The organism is Nocardia sp. IFM 10818 (assembly GCF_054655275.1).
In genome coordinates this window covers 1,004,106-1,021,261 of sequence record NZ_BAAHJH010000001.1, presented here as the reverse complement: position 1 = coordinate 1,021,261, position 17,156 = coordinate 1,004,106, and the positions used below count along the sequence as shown (strand labels likewise).

Below are 17,156 nucleotides of genomic sequence, written 5' to 3'. Positions count from 1 at the left end.
TGAAGGCGGCGGCCCGTGCACCGAACCGGCGACTCACAACCCCGTCCCGACCATATCGACGAATCAATTTCACACCTTCACTTCGGTTCGTGTATCGGTCGATCGCCCACGGCGCCCGGTTTCCCGGGCGCCTCCATCCCCCGTCAGACCATACGGCCTATCACAGCACCGCGACAGCGGACAATATTACGGATTGGTCGCACGGCCGTGTTCGGCGAGTCCGCCCAGCGCCTGCACCCAGCCCTCGACCAGCCGCTTCACCTGTTCCAGTTCCAGCACCGCGCCCGCGAAGTCGAAGCGGGCGATCAGGCCGTCCTGGCTGGTGTCCACGGTCAGGTCCAGGTAGAGATCGTCGGCCACCGGTTCCGGATACACCCGGGCGGGTCGCAGATCGCGGTACCGGAACCCGATGCGGCCGACCGGAAGCCCGGCCATCTCGGCGGCGGTGGCCGGGTTCAGGTACTGGAGCAACCCGAAGCCGACACCCTGGGACGGCACCGCCCGGCACCGGTCGCGGATCTGCCGCAGCACCGAACCGGCGGCCGGACCGCCCTGGCGGACCTCCGCGAAATCGACCCCGTCGAGGCGCAGCGCGAACGGGTAGCTGGTGCTGAACGCGCCGACCGTGCGCTGCCCGGCGGGATCACCGGCCAGGCGGCCGTCGGCGATCAGGCGCACCACCGAACCGGTGGTCTGCCGCGCGCCCGCGCCGCCCTCGTCGAGCAGGGCGACGGCGAGCGCGGACAGCAGCACCTCGTCGATGGTGGCGTTGTAGCGGCGGGCCACCGCGTCCACGGCGGCCGCGCCCTCGCCGGTGATGGAGACCGACACCCGGCCGCGGCCGAGCGCGTCGGGACCGCTGCCGGGCACGTCCTCGGGCGCGAGGCCCGGTTCGGCGCCGGCCAGTTCCATTCGCCACCAGCCCAATTCGTCGACGGTGCCGGTATCGGCGGCGCGCACGGCGAGGCCGCGGGCAATGCCGACCGGGTGGGCGTCGGCGCTGGGCGGGGTGGCGTGTCCGCCGGACCAGGACGCGGTGAGGTCCTCGATAATGGTGCGCCACGAGGCGTCGTCCACCACCAGGCCGTTGGCGACCACGACCAGCAGGGCCGCGGGCTGATCCTCCGGATCGCGCTTCGGATCGGCCGGCACGTTCTCCAGCAGTACGAAGCGGACGTGGTAGCCCTTCTCCGGATCCAGTTCCGCCGCGGCCGCCGCGATCACGGCCTCGATGGGATCGCCCACCGCCTCGACCGACGGATCCAGCTGCCACACCGCGGCCGCGCCGTGCGCGGGCTGGTTCGGAATGTCCAGCACCACACTGTCATTGGTGCGCCGCAGCCGTGCCCACAGGGCCGGATGGCGGTCCAGCAGGGAGGCCACCGAGCGGCGCACCCGGGTGCCGGAGATATCGGCGGCGATATCGAGGGTGATGGCGCGCACCCACAGCCCGGACGGTTCGATCTCCAGCAGGCCGACCGCGCCGGCGGGCAGCGGCGAGACATCGCCGACCGCGGTCAGTCTCGGACCCATGACCGGCGGCAGTGCGACGGGTGCGGGTTCGGGATCCTTGGTCCGGAGCTTCACCTCCGGGGCCGGATCGTCGAAGTTCACCACCGGCAGCACGGCGGTGGTGGCCCAGTCGGCGGTGTCGTCGGCCACGGCGTCGTCAGCCGTGATTTCCTCCGCCTCGGGCGCGAACAGCTCGGCCCGCCGCACCCGGACCGTGGCGGTCTGGCGCGGCCGGTCGGCGCGCTCGAGGATCTCGGCCAGCTTCGGCCCGCTCAGGGCGTAGGCCTCGGCGGTGATCATGAGCTGATGCCGGAAGGGCATGCGGTGCACGGTGATCGCGCCGGTGACGTGGCCGCGCCATTCCTCGGGCGAGCGCTGGTCGTAGCCGGGGGTGGGTTCCTCGGCATAGAACAGCTCGAGATCGCCGTCGTAGACGCCCGCGCGGTGCTCGGCGCGCAGCATGACGGTGCGGACCGCGCCCTGGTAGATGCGCCGGACCCGGTCCAGGGTCAGCACGCCGAGCTCGCTCGGCAGGGCCGCGTGCATGGCGCGCAGCGCGTCCTCGCTGATATCGAGCAGGTCGCCCTCCTCCGGGAAGGCCTCCGCGCCAATGCCCAGCTGCGCGAACTCGTCGACGATGGAATCGCGGAACTTGGCGAACTCCATCTCCGGGAAGGTGTCGAGAATGGCCAGCACATCGACCCGGTCCCCCTCGGCCTGGAGCTCGGTGGCGATGGCGTGGGCGAGAGTGCCGCCCAGCGAGAAGCCCGCCAACCGGTACGGGCCTTCCGGCTGAATGGCCTTCATCTCGGTGATGTACCGGCGCGCGATCTCGGTGAGCGAGGTGGGCGCGTAGTCGTCCTCGGTGAACGCGGGCGACTGCAGGCCGATGATCGGCTGGTCCTCGGGCAGCACGCGCGCCAAACCGGCGTACATCCACGCCATGCCGGACATGGGCGGCGGGCAGAACAGCGGCGGGCGGGTGCCGTGCGCCCGGATGGGCAGCACCACCGCGAGGGCGGCGGCGGTGCCCGCGTCGTAGTCGACCTCGCTGTCGAGGGCGGCCGTGATCTGCGCGGCCAGCCCGGCGGCGGTCGGCCCGGTGAAGAACCAGGAGACCATGACCTCCGCGCCGGTGAGGGCGCGCAGCTTGCTGACCACCTTGGTGGCCAGCAGCGAGGTGCCGCCGAGTTCGAAGAAGTCGTCGTCGACGCCGACGCGTTCCACCCCGAGCACCTCGGCGATGGCGGCGACCACGCTCTCCTCGAGCGGGGTGCTCGGGCCGCGGTATTCGCGTTGCCGCAGTACGGGTTCCGGCAGCGCCTTGCGGTCGATCTTGCCGACCGGGTTGAGCGGCAGCTTGTCCAGGACCGTGATGGCCGTCGGCACCATGTATTCGGGCAGGCGCGCCGACAGGTACTCGAGCAGTTCGGCCACCTCGACGGTGCGGCCCGCCACGGGCAGCACGTATGACGCCAGGATGGTGGATCCGGCGTCGGTCTTGTGCCCGACGGTGAGCGCGAAGTCGACGCTCTCGTGCGCCACCAGCGCGGCGTCGACCTCGCCGAGTTCGATGCGGAAGCCGCGGATCTTCACCTGGAAGTCGTTGCGGCCCACGTATTCCACGGCCGAGTTGCCTTCGGCGTCGCGCCGCCAGCGCACCACGTCACCGGTGCGGTACATGCGCGCGCCCGGCTCGTAGGGGTTGGCGACGAAGCGCTCGGAGGTGAGCCCCGGCCGCGCGTGGTAACCGCGGGCCAGCTGGATGCCGGCCAGGTACAGCTCGCCCGCAACCCCTTCCGGCACCGGCCGCAACCGGTTGTCCAGGACGAGTCCCCGTACGCCCCTGATGGTTCCGCCGATCACCAGCGGATCGCCCGCCGAGAGCGGGTGGCTCATATTGGTGACGATGGTGGTCTCGGTCGGGCCGTACACATTGTGGAAGGCGCGCACGCTGCCGTCGGCGAACGGCACCGTCCACTTGGCGACCATATCGACCGGCATGGCCTCGCCGCCGGCGGCGAGCACCTTCAGGCTGTCCAGGCCGCTCGGGTCCATGGTGGCGACGGCCGCGGTGGTGATGAAGGCGTGGGTCACGCGCTCGGAGCGAATGACCTCGGCCAGTTCCTCGCCGCCGTAGATGCCGGGGCGCACGATCACCATGGTCGCGGCGGGACCGGCCGCGAGCAGCAGCTCCATCATCGCGCCGTCGAAGCTGGGCGAGGCGAAATGCAGTGTGCGCGAGGACGAGTCGAGCTGGTAGCGGTCGAGCTGGGCCCGGCTGTAGTTGGCCAGGCCGGCATGGGTGACCACGACGCCCTTGGGCACGCCGGTGGAGCCGGAGGTGTAGGTGATGTAGGCGATATTGCCCGGGCGCAGCCGCCCGAGCCGGTCGATATTGGAAATGATGGCGGGCGAACGGTTGTCGACCGCGGCCGCGAATTCCGGATCGTCCAGCGCCAGCCATTGCCCGGACAGCGCGGGCAGCGCGTCCAGGTGCTCGGTGAGCGTGATGCCGAAGGCCACGCCGGAGTCGGACACCATGTGCGTGATGCGGTCGGCCGGGTAGTTCGGGTCGACCGGGACCAGTCCGGCGCCGGTCTTGGTGACCGCCCACATGCCCAGCACGGATTCGATGGAGCGCGGAATGGCCATGGCCACCCGCACATCCGGTCCGGCGCCGTGCGCGATGAGCTCGCGCGCCAGGCGCGAGGACAGCTCGTCGAGCTGGCGGTAGGTGAGGGTGCGCCCGGCGTAGGTGACGGCGTCGCCGTCCGGGTTGGCCGTGGCCGCCGCGCCGAGCAGTTCCGGCAGGGTGGCCGGGGGCACCTCGGGTCCGCCCGTGCGGTCCAGCAGGTAGTCGCGTTCGTCGGCGGCCAGGATCTCGAGATCGCCCACGGGCGCGTGCGGCGCCGCGATGATCTGCTCGAGCAGGCGGGTGAACCGCTGCGCGTAGCCCTCCACCGTCGGCTGGTCGAACAGGTCCCGCGAGTAGGTGAGGATGGCGAACATCCCGGTCGCGGCCGATTCCTGCACGGTCAGCTGCAGGTCGAACTTCTCGATCTCGACGTCGAAATCGACCGCGGAGACCCGCAATCCGGGCAGCTCGAAGGAGCTCTCCGGGAGGTTCTGGAACGACAGCGCCACCTGGAACAGCGGATGGCGGGCGGTGGAGCGCTCCGGGTTGAGCAGTTCGACCAGTCGCTCGAACGGGATGTCGGCGTGCGCGAACGCCTGCAGGTTGGTGTCCTTGACCCGGGCGAGCAGCTCGGTGAACGACTCGGAGCCGTCGACCTGGGTGCGCAGCGCCAGGGTGTTGACGAACATGCCGATCAGATCGTCGAGTTCGGCCTCGCCGCGGCCCGCGACGGGCGCGCCGATGGCGATGTCCGCGGTGCCGGACAGGCGCGCCAGCAGCACGGCCAGCGCGGAGTGCAGGACCATGAACATGGTCGCGTTGCTCTCGCGGGCAAGGCGCTGCAGGTGCTCCTGCACCTCGGCCGAGATCGGGAATGTCACCGCGCCGCCGCGGAAGGACTGCACCGCCGGGCGCGGGCGGTCCGCGGGCAGGTTCAGCTCGTCCGGCAGCTCGGCGAGCTGAGCGCGCCAGTACCGGGCCTGCGTGGACACCAGGCTGTCCGGATCCTGTTCGGAGCCGAGCACTTCGCGCTGCCAGAGGGCGTAGTCCGCGTACTGCACCGGCAGCGGCTGCCAGCCGGGGGCGGACCCATTGGCACGCGCCGCGTACGCGATGACCACATCGCGGGTCAGCGGCGCCATGGACCAGCCGTCGGCGGTGATGTGATGGGCGGTGAAGACCAGCACATGCTCGGGCTGCTCCGCTTCCACGCGGAACAGCCTGGCGCGGAACGGAAGTTCGCGCGTGACATCGAATCCGGCTGCCACCACCTCGATCACCCGATCCCGCACCGAGGCGGCGTCGACCACGATCGGCGTGAGATCCGGGACGGCGTCGGCGGCGGGCAGGATCACCTGCGCCGGAACGTCGTCGCGCTCCGGGTAGACGGTGCGCAGCGTCTCGTGCCGTTCGATCACATCGGCGACGGCCCGCTGCAGCGCAGCCACATCCAGTTCGCCGGTGAGCCGCACCGCGACCGGCACATTGTAGGCCGGTGAGGCGGTGTCGAACTGGTTGAGGAACCACATGCGCTGCTGGGCGAGCGAGAGCGGAATGGATTCCGGCCGCTCCTGCGGGGTGAGCGCGGTGCGGACGCCGGCGCCGCCCTGCTCGTCGAGCAGTGCGGCCAGGGCGGCCACGGTGGACGCCTCGAACAGCGCCCGCACGGCGACCCGGGTATTCAGCGCCGCGCCGAGGCGCGCCACCACCTGGGTGGCCAGCAGCGAATTGCCGCCGAGGGCGAAGAAGTCGTCGTCCGCGCCGATCCGGTCCAGGCCGAGCACCTCGGCGAAGACCCGGGCGACGGCGATCTCCAGTTCGCCTTCCGGGGCGCGGAATTCGCGCACGGTCAGCACGGGTTCGGGCAGCGCCCGCCGGTCCACCTTGCCGACCGGGGTGAGCGGCAGCTTGTCCAGGACCGTAATGGCGGTGGGCACCATGTATTCCGGCAGGCGGCCCGCGATATGCGCGGTGAGGGCCGCGATATCGATGGTCCGGCCCGGCTCGGGCAGCACGTACGAGGCCAGGATGGTGGTCCCGGCGTCGGTCTTGTGGCCCACGGTGACAGCGAAATCGACGGTCTCGTGCGAGGCGAGCGCGGCGTCGATCTCGCCCAGTTCGATGCGGAAGCCGCGCACCTTCACCTGGAAGTCGTTGCGGCCCACGTATTCCACCTCGCCGGTGGCGGTCCAGCGGACCACGTCACCGGTGCGGTACATGCGCTGGCCCGGCGTGAACGGGTTGGCGACGAACCGGTCGGCGGTGAGCCCCGGCCGCGCGTGATACCCGCGCGCCAGTTGCACGCCCGCCAGGTACAGCTCACCCGCGACGCCGACGGGCACCGGCCGCAGCCGGCTGTCGAGCACCAGCGATTGCATGCCGCGAATCGGCCCGCCGATGGTGAGCGGATCGCCCTCGACCAGCGGATCGCTGATATTGGTCATAATGGTGGTCTCGGTCGGGCCGTAACCATTGTGGAAGGCGCGAACCGTGCCGTCCGCCAAGGGAATCGCCCACTTGGCCACCACATCCGGCGAGTACGCCTCGCCGCCGGCGGACAGCACCCGCAGCGAATCCAGTCCGGCCGGATCGAGGTAGGTCAGCACCGCCGGGGTGATGAACGCGTGGGTGGCCCCCTCGCGCTGGATCAGCTCGGACAGTTCCGCACCGCCGTACACCCCGGGCGGGACCACCACGAGGGTGCCGGACGCACCGAGGGCCAGCAGGTATTCCAGCACCGAGGCGTCGAACGAGGGCGAAGCGAAATGCAGTGCCCGCGAATCGGAATCGAGCCCGTACCGCTCGACCTGCTCGGCGCTGAAGTTGGCCAGGCCCGCGTGGGTGACCACGACGCCCTTGGGCACGCCGGTGGATCCGGAGGTGTAGATGACGTACGCGATGTGCTCCGGTCGCACGCCGCCCCACCGGTCGGCATCGGAAATCGGTGCGGGCGACTGCGCTTCGACCTCGGCCGAGACCTTCGGATCGTCCAGGCAGATCCAGCCGGACAGACCCGCCAGCCCCGGCAGGTGCACCGCCTTGGCCGAGATGGTGACACCGAGGGTGGCACCGGAATCGCGGATCATGTGGGCAATGCGGTCGGCCGGGTATTCCGGATCGATCGGCACGAAGGCCGCACCGGCCTTGGCCACCGCCCAGATGGCCAGCACGGAGCCGATGGACCGTGAAATGGCCACGGCCACCAGCGTTTCCGGTCCGGCGCCGCGCGCGATGAGCATGCGCGCCAGCTTCGAGGAGGCCGCGTCCAGATCGGCGTAGCTGAAGGCGCGGCCGCCGAAGGACACCGCCGCGCCGCGCGGGTTGGCCGCCACGGCCCGGGCCATCAGCTCGGGCAGCGTGGACGCCGGAATCGCGGGTGCGCCCGTGCGTGTCGTCAGATCGGCGGTCTCCTCGGCGTCGAGGAGTTCGAGATCGCCGACCGGCAGCTGCGGGCGCGCGATGATCTGCTCGAGCAGCCGGACGAAGCGCTGCGCGAACACCTCGACGGTGGCCTCGTCGAAGAGGTCCCGCGCATAGGTGACGATGGCGGCCATGCCATTGTCGCCGGCATCCCGCATGGTCAGCATGAGATCGAATTGCGAAGTCTCGATACCGGATTCGAGCGCGCTGATGCGCAGTCCGGGCAGCTCGAAATCGCTCTCGGGCAGGTTCTGGAACGACAGCGCCACCTGGAACAGCGGATTGCGCGCGGTGGACCGCTCCGGGTTGAGCACCTCGACGAGACGCTCGAACGGAATGTCGGCGTGCGCGAACGCCTGCAGATCGGTGTCCTTGGCGCGCGCCAGCAGCTCGGTGAACGGTTCGGCGCCGTCCACCCGCGTGCGCAGCACGAGGGTGTTGACGAACATGCCGATCAGGTCGTCGAGTTCGGCCTCGCCGCGGCCCGCGATGGGCGTGCCGATGGCGATGTCGGCGGTGCCCGACAGCCGGGCCAGCAGCACCGCGAGGGCGCTGTGCACGACCATGAACACCGTGGCGTTCTGTTCGCGCGCGATCCGCCGCAGGCCCTCGTGCACCTCGGCGGAGATCGGGAAGGTCACCGCGCCGCCGCGGAAGGACTGCACCGGCGGGCGCGGCCGATCGGCGGGCAGGTTCAGCTCGTCCGGCAGGTCGGCGAGCTGGGTGCGCCAGTAGTCGGCCTGCGCGGCGACCAGGCTCTCCGAATCCTCTTCGGAGCCCAGCACTTCGCGCTGCCACAGCGCGTAATCGGCGTACTGCACCGGCAGCGGCCGCCAGTGCGGTTCGGAGCCGGCCGACCGGGAGATGTAGGCGGTCATGAGGTCCCGCGCCAGCGGGCCCATGGACCAGCCGTCGGCGGCGATGTGATGGGCGACCAGCACGATCACGTGCTCGGCGCCCTCGGCGTCGAGCTGGAAGAGCTTGACCCGCAAGGGGATCTCGCCGGTCACGTCGAAGCCCTCGGCGAGCAGCGCGCCGATGCGCTCCGGCAGCGCCGCGAGTTCCACGGCCTCCGGGGCGAGTTCGACGACGGCCTGCTCGGCGGGCAGCACCACCTGGTGGGCGATGCCGTCGGCCTCCGGGTACACGGTGCGCAGCACCTCGTGCCGGGCCATGATGTCGGCCACGGCCTGCCGCAGCGCGGCCACATCCAGCGCGCCGCTGAGCCGCAGCGCGATCGGCAGGTGATAGGCCGTCGAGGTGGTGTCGAAGCGGTTGAGGAACCACATGCGCTGCTGGGCCAGCGACAGCGGAATGCGCTCGGGCCGCGGCCCCGCCGTCAGTGCGGGACGGCGCGCGCCCGTCTGCGAGGCCAGCAGTTCGGCCAGGGCGGCCACGGTGGGCGCCTCGAACAGCACGCGCACCGGGACCCGCAGGTCCAGGGCCGCGCCCAGGCGGGCGACCACGCGAATGCCGACCAGGGAGTTGCCGCCGAGTTCGAAGAAGTCGTCGTCGGCGCCGATGGGCCGATCGAGGCCGAGCACCTCGGCGAAGACGGCCGCGACCGTCTCCTCCGCCGGGGTGGCCGGGGCGCGGAAGGCGCGGGCCTCGAATTCCGGTTCCGGCAGCGCCTTTCGATCGAGTTTGCCGTTGGCATTGAGCGGCATGGCGTCGAGGGCGACGAGGGCGGCCGGGACCATGTAGGACGGCAACTGCGCCGACAGGTGCGCCCGCAGCGCATCGACCGCCACGGTGGTCCCGGACGGCACCACATAGGCGATCAGCCGGTCACCGCTGTTCGCGTCGGAGCGCATGACGACCACGGCCTGGGCGACGGAATCGTGCGCGGTGAGCGCGGATTCGATCTCACCGAGCTCGATGCGCAGACCACGCAGCTTCACCTGGAAGTCGGTGCGGCCCAGGTACACGATCGAACCGTCGGCGGCCCGCCGCACCAGGTCACCGGTGCGGTACATGCGCGCGCCGATGTCGAACGGGTTGGCCACGAAGCGGTCCGCGGTCAGGTCCGCGCGCCCCACGTAGCCGCGCGCGAGCTGCTCGCCCGCCAGGTACAGCTCACCCGGGACCCCGGCAGGAACCGGGTGCAGCCGCGAATCCAGCACGTAGGCCTGGGAATTCCACACCGGGAAACCGATCGGCACCGCGCCCTGCACCTCGTCGGCGACGGGTGCGGCGGTGGCGTGCACGGTGAATTCGGTGGGGCCGTACAGGTTGTGCAGTTCGGCGGCGCTGATGCGCCGGAAGGCCTGGACCGCATCGGCGGTGAACGCCTCACCCGCGACCAGCAGTGCGCGCAGCGAGGCCAGCGCCTCCGGCCGCATGCTGCCCGCGAACACGGTCAGCATGGACGGCACGAACGAGGTCATGGTGACCCGCTCGGCGGCGATCACCTCCGCCAGATACTGCGGATCACGATGACCATCCGGCGTGGCCACGACCATGCGGCCACCGGTCGCCAACGGGCCGAACAACTCCCACACCGACACGTCGAAGGTCTGCGGCGTCTTGAACAACACCACATCGTCGGCGTCGACGCCGTATTCGGAGGTGATCCAGCGGATCTGGTTCACCACGGCCGAGTGCGGCACCGCCACGCCCTTCGGGCGGCCGGTCGAGCCGGAGGTGAAGATGACATACGCGGTGTTCGACGGCCGCAGCGGCGCACGGCGTTCGGCGTCGGTGACCGGAAGTCCGAGGTACCGGGTCAGGTCCAGCACGTCCAGATTGACGGTCGGGTACTCGCTCTCGTACCAGTCCCGCCCATTGGTGATCACGACGGCGGGCCGCGCCACCTCGAGTACGTAGTCGAGCCGCTCCGCGGGCTGATCCAGATCCAGCGGCACGTACGCGCCACCGGCCTCCAGCACCGCGTACATGGCCACGACAAGATCCACCGAGCGCCGGATGCCCAGGGCCACCAGTGATTCCGGGCCGACGCCCTGTGCGATCAGATGCCGCGCCAGCCGGTGCACGCGCTCGGCGAAGTCACCGTAGGTCAGCTCCCCGCGCCGCTCCCCCGGGCCGGTGTACACCAGCGCCGTGGCCTCGGGCGTGCGCATGGCCTGCAGGCCGAACAGCTCCACCAGGGTGGCATTGCCGAGTTCGACGGCGGTGGCGTTCCACTCCTGGCGCAGCTGCCAGATCTCGTCCACGGCGAGCAGGTCGATATCGCCGATGACCCGGTCCGGATTGGCGGCCACGGCCACCAGCAGGCGCACCAGGCGCTGTGCGAAGGCGTGCACGGTGTCGGCGTCGAACAGGTCGGTGGCGTAGGTGAAACCGGCCGAAATGCCCTGCGGCACACCGTCGGCGGTGGTGTGCTCGATGAGCGTGAGGTCCAGGTCGAACTTGGCGACCGGCACGTCGAACCGCACGTCGGAGACCGAGACGCCCGGCAGTTCCAGATTGGTGGCCGCCATGTTCTGCAGGGTCAGCGCCACCTGGAACAGCGGGTGCCGGGCCTGCGAGCGGGCCGGATCCAGCAGTTCCACAATGCGTTCGAACGGCGCGTCGGCGTGCTCGAAGGCCGCCAGATCGGTGCCGCGGACGGTGGCGAGCAGGTCCGAGAACCGGGTGGCCGGATCGACTTCGGCGCGCAGCACCAGGGTGTTGACGAACATGCCGATGAGATCGTCCAGCGCCGCCTCGCCGCGGCCCGCGATGGGCGCGCCGATGGCGATATCGCCGCTGCCCGACGTCCGGGCCAGCAGGGCGGCGAAGGCCGCGTGCACCACCATGAACAGCGTCGAATTGTGCTGCTGCGCAACCCGGACCAGGGCGCCGTGCACATGCGGGTCGATATCGAAGGAGACGGTCGCGCCGCGGCCGGAGGCCACGGCGGGCCGGGGCCGGTCGGTCGGCAGCTCCAGCAGATCCGGCAGTCCGGCCAGGGTCTCGCGCCAGTAGTCGAGCTGGCGGGCCAGCAGCGACGTGGAATCGCTTTCCGCACCCAGGTTCTCACGCTGCCACAGCGCGAAGTCGGCGTACTGCACCGCGAGCGGCGACCACTGCGGCGGCACGCCCTGAATGCGGCTGAGGTAGGCGGTCATCAAATCGCGGGTCAGCGGGCCGCCGGAGAAACCGTCACCGGCAATGTGGTGGACCACGCAGATGAGCACGTGGTCCGCGGCGGACAGGCGCAGCAGGCGCAGCCGCAGCGGCGGCGTGGCGGTCACATCGAAGGGCGCGAAGGCGACCTCGGCCACGGCGGCCGGGATCTCGTCCTCGGCGACATCGCGCAGCGGCAGCACCGGCAGCGCGTCGGGGTCGCTGGGGGCCAGCACCACCTGGTGGCCCACGCCCTCGTGCTCCGGGTAGACGGTGCGCAGCACCTCGTGCCGCTCCACCAGATCCCGCACGGCCGACCGCAGCGCGTGCACATCGAGCGCGCCGGTGATGCGCAGCGCGATGGGCAGGTTGTAGGTGGCCGATTCGGGTTCGAAGCGGTTGAGGAACCACATGCGCTGCTGGGCGTAGGACAGCGGGATCAGCTCCGGCCGGTCCATGGGCCGCAGCGGCAGCGCCTGCGCCTCGGTATGGGCGCCGAGGGCGGCGGCGAGCTCGGCGACGGTGGGCGCCTCGAAGACGGCCCGCACCGGCACGCGCGCGCCGAGCGCGGCGCCCAGGCGGGCCACCACCTGGGTGGCATTGAGCGAGTTGCCGCCCAGTTCGAAGAAGTCGTCGTCCGCGCCGACGCGTTCGGCGCCCAGCACGGCCGCGAACACCTCGGCCACGGTGCGCTCGGCCTCGGTCGCGGGCTCCCGGTAGGCGCGCGCCTGGAACTCCGGCACCGGCAGCGCCTTGCGGTCCAGCTTGCCGGAGGCATTGAGCGGCATGGCCTCCAGCCGCACCACCGCCGAGGGCACCATGTAGGACGGCAGCGTCTCGCGCACGTGCGCCAGCAGTTCGGCGTCGGTGGCCTCGCCGTCGAGGACGACGTAGGCCACCAGGCGGTCGCCCGTTGCGCCCTTCACCAGCGAGACCGCGGCGCGATGCACCGCGCCGTGGCCGAGCAGCACCGTCTCGATCTCGCCGAGCTCGATGCGCTGGCCGCGCAGCTTCACCTGGAAGTCGCTGCGGCCCAGGTATTCCAGCGCATGCCCGGTTCCGGACGGATCCGGGATCCAGCGCACCACGTCACCGGTGCGGTACAGCCGCGCACCGCCGTCATGGGCCACGAACCGCTCGGCGGTCAGGCCGGGGGCGCCGAAGTATCCGCGCGCCAGCTGCACGCCGGCGACGTACAGCTCACCGGCCGCGCCGAAGGGCACCGGCCGCAGCTGCCGGTCCAGCACCAGCACCCGGGTATTGGCGACCGGATTGCCGATCGGCACCGCGACACCGGCGGTGTGCTCGGCCGGATGGGCCGTCACCACCGTCGCCTCGGCCGGGCCGTACCAGTTGACCAGGGCCGTATCCGGCAGGGCCGCACCGAACTTGGCGGCGGTCTCCGCCGAGAGCGCCTCGCCGGCGGCGAACACCCAGCGCAGGGAGGGATGCCCGCCGGCCGGGCCGTCCAGGAAGGCCTCCAGCATGGACGGCACGAAATGCAGTGCGGTGACCGAGTATTCGTCGATCACCCGTGCGATGTAGGCGGGATCGCGATGCCCGTCCGGTTCCGCGATGACCACCGCGGCGCCGGTGTGCAACGGCCAGAACAACTCCCACGTGGATACGTCGAAGGTGATGGGCGTCTTGTGCAGCACCACATCGCCGGTCGTGTGCGGATAGGCCCGCTGCGCCCAGCGGAACTGGTTGGCCATCTGCCGGTGGGTGATGACCACGCCCTTGGGACGGCCGGTGGAGCCGGAGGTGTAGATGACGTAGGCGGTGTTGTCCGGATGCACGGCGGCCGGGGCGATCTCGACGAACGCCGGCGCACCGGCGAGCGCGTCGATCAGGAACAGCGGTACGCCCGAATCGGTTTCGAAGCCGTCCTCGGTGCGGGTCAGCACGCAGATGGGGGCCGATCCGGCCAGCACGTACTCGTTGCGGTCGGCCGGATGATCGGGATCGACCGGCACGTAGGCGCCGCCGGCGCGCAGCACGGCGTAGATGGCCACGACCAGTTCGATGCTGCGCCGCATGGCCACCGCCACCCGGGTCTCGGGTCCGACGCCGCGCAGCGCCAGTTCCTGTGCCAGGCGGCGGGAGCGCTCATCGAGTTCGCGATATGTCAGCGTGGCGTCGCCGAACAGGATGGCGGGGGCGTCGGGCGTGCGCGCCACCTGCGCGTCGAACAACGACAGCAGGGTCGAATCGTCCAGCAGCTCCGGCACATCGGTGGCATTGACCGCCGCCAGCGCGGCGCGCTCACCGTCGAGCAGGGCGTCCACCTCGGCGACCCGCGCGCGCGGATCGGCGACGAATCGGCCCACCAGCGCCGAAAGCCGTTGCGCGATGGCCCGGGCCGACTCCTCGTCGAACAGGTCGCGCAGGTACTTGAGGTTGAACCGCAGCTGCTCGCCCACCGGCTGCACCATGACGGTCAGCGGGTAGTGGGTGCCGTTGACCGCGGTGGCGCCGAGAATGCCGGCCTCGTCGATCGGCTCGGCCGCCGCGTCCAGGGATTCCCCGTCGACCGGGTAGGAGGAGAACACCACGATGGAGTCGAAAAGCCCGTCGACTCCGGCGATCTCCTGGATCTCGCCCAGTCCGACGTGGTGATGGTCGAGCAGCGCCGCCTGTTCGCGCTGGAGTCCGCGCAGCACATCGGTGAGCGTGTCGGTGGCCGACAGCCGCACCCGCACCGGAATGGCATTGAGGAACAGGCCGACCATGGTCTCGATACCGGCCAGCTGCGGCGGGCGCCCGGACACGGTGGCGCCGAAGACCACATCGTCGCGATCGGTGCTGCGCCCGATGAGCAGGCCCCAGGCGGCCTGCACGACGGTATTGGGCGTGACCCCGGCGTCGGCGGCGGCGCGCATGAGCGCGGTGGTCTCGTCCGCGCTGAGATCGAAGCCGATTTCGCCGATGCCGGAGGAGATTTCCCGCGACCGGTCGACCGCGGCCAGCGGCGTCGGCTCGGTGAACCCGGCCAGCGCCTCCCGCCAGGCTGCCCGCGCCGCACTGTGATCGCGAGCGGCCAGCCACGCCAGGTAATCCCGGTACGGCCGCACCGGCGGCACCTGGGAGGCATCGCCATTGGCCGCGTACAGCAGCAGCATGTCCTGCGTGAGCAGCGGCATGGACCAGCCGTCGATGAGGATGTGATGGCTGGTGATGCACAGCCGGTAGCGGTCGGCCGCGGTCCGGAACAGCGTGACCCGCAGCAGCGGCCCGGTCCGCATATCGAAGTGCCGCGCGATATCGGCCGCCATGAGCCGCTCGGTCTCGGCCAGGGCCGCGGCGGGCTCGTGCGCGGTGAGATCGGTGTAGTCCCACGGTAGTTCGGCGGCATCGACCACGATCTGCAGCGGGTTGCCGTGCGCGTCCTCGGTGAAGGCCGCGCGCAGGTTCACATGCCGGTCCAGCATGGCCTGCGCGGCCGCGTGCACCCGCTCGACCTCGATCTCGCCCTGAATGTCGATGGCGAACTGCACCATGTACGCGTCGACCGAGGATTCGGCCAGCTGCGCGTGGAAGAGCATGCCGGACTGCAGCGGCGTGAGCGGCCACACCTCGGCCAGGTTCGGGTAGCTCTCGCGCAGGCGCGCCAGCTCGTCGTCGCTCAGTTCGACCAGCGGGCCGGTGGCCAGCTGTTCTTCGGGCTGACCGGGATCCACCGTCTCGGCGATGGCGGAAAGGGCTTCCAGCGTGCGCGATTCGAACAGGTCCTTGGGCCGGAAGGCCACGCCCCGCGCCCGCGCGCGCGAGACGATCTGAATGGCGGTAATGCTGTCCGCGCCCAGTGCGAACAGGTCGTCGTCCAGGCCGACCCGCTCGGCGCGCAGCACCTCGGTCATGACTTCGGCGATGACCTGCTGCACCGGCGTTTCCGGCGCGCGGTACTCCCGCGCCTGCAGCACCGGTTCCGGCAGCGCCCGCCGATCCAGCTTGCCGACCGGCGTGAGCGGGATGCGGTCCAGCATCGTGATCGCGGTGGGGACCATGTGCGCGGGCAGGCTGCGCTCGGCCAGCGCGGTCAGCTCCTCGGCGGTGACACCGGCGTCGGTGGCGTGCACGTACGCCACCAGAACCGTTCCGCCCGAGGGCAGCTCGTGTCCCACGGTGACGGCCAGATCCACCGCCGGATGCCGGGCGAGCACGGCGTCGATCTCGCCGAGCTCGATGCGGAAGCCGCGGATCTTCACCTGGAAGTCGTTGCGCCCCAGGTATTCGATGGTGCCGTCGGCGGTCCAGCGCACCAGGTCGCCGGTGCGGTAGAGCCGGGATCCGCTGGGATCGAACGGGTTCGCCACGAACCGCGAGGCGGTCAGCGCGGGCTGCCGGTGATAGCCGCGCGCCAGCTGCGCGCTCGACAGATACAGCTCACCCGTCGCACCCGTCGGGGCCTTCTTCAGCCGCTCGTCGAGCACGTACGCCGTGACCGTCGGAATGCCCGGACCGATGTGCACCGGCCGATCCACCGACTGCTCGGCGATATTGGTCATGATCGTGGTCTCGGTCGGGCCGTAGCCGTTCCAGAACGAGCGCCCCGGCGCCGCCCAGCGCTGCACCAGATCCGGCGGCACCGCCTCGCCGCCGACCACCACGACCCGGAAATCGTCGAGCCCGGCCGGATCGACCGAGGCCAGCGCGGCCGGGGTGATGAAGGCATGGGTCACCCGTTCGCGCTTCAGCACGGCCGCCAGATCGGCGCCGCCGAAGACGGTGGGCGCGACCACGACCATGGTCGCCGCGCCGCCCAGGGCGAGCAGCAGTTCCAGCACCGAGGCGTCGAAGGACGGGGAGGCGAAGTGCAGGGTGCGGTCGGCGGCGGTGACGCCGTACCAATCCCGCTGCACCTCGCAGAATCCGGCCAGGCCGGTGTGGGTGACGATGACGCCCTTGGGCTTGCCGGTCGACCCGGAGGTGTAGATGACATAGGCCGGATGCTCGGCGCGCAGCGGCCGCACCCGGTCGGCATTGGTGATCGGATCATTGGCGTAATCGGCGAGATCGACGGTGTCGATGGCCAGCCAGTCGATGGTCTCCGGCAGCTCGCCGCGCGTATCGGCGACCGTGAGGCCCAGCACCGCACCGGAATCGGCGACCATGTGCTCGACGCGATCGGGCGGATAGTTCGGATCGACCGGGACGAAACCGGCGCCGGCCTTGGCGACGGCCCACACCGCCACCACCGATTCGAGCGAGCGGCGAATGCCGACGGCGACCAGGTCCTCGGGTCCGATGCCGCGGTCGATGAGCAGCCGCGCCAGCCGGGTGGACCGATCGTCGAGCTCGGCATAGCCGAGCGTGCCGAGGGTGCGCTCCGCGTCGGCGAGCACGACGGCGGTGCCGCCCGGATTGGCCTCCACCGCGGTGGCCATGAGCTGCGGCAGCGTGGGAATTCGAGGACGCCGGGTCCGGGTGGGACGTACGCGAGCCGTCCGGGTCATGCCGACATCACCGGCATCAGTTCGTTCCGGGCCCCGACCACTCGAATCATGAAGCTGTCCTC

Annotated in this window: 1 pseudogene; it reads right to left on the bottom strand. The window is 70.9% G+C overall.

Going from position 1 to position 17,156, the window contains the following annotated elements:
• Positions 1-186 precede the first annotated feature (186 nt).
• Positions 187-17,025 (bottom strand): annotated as a pseudogene (locus tag ACYQ5L_RS04585) (amino acid adenylation domain-containing protein); the annotation flags it as partial.
• Positions 17,026-17,156 lie beyond the last annotated feature (131 nt).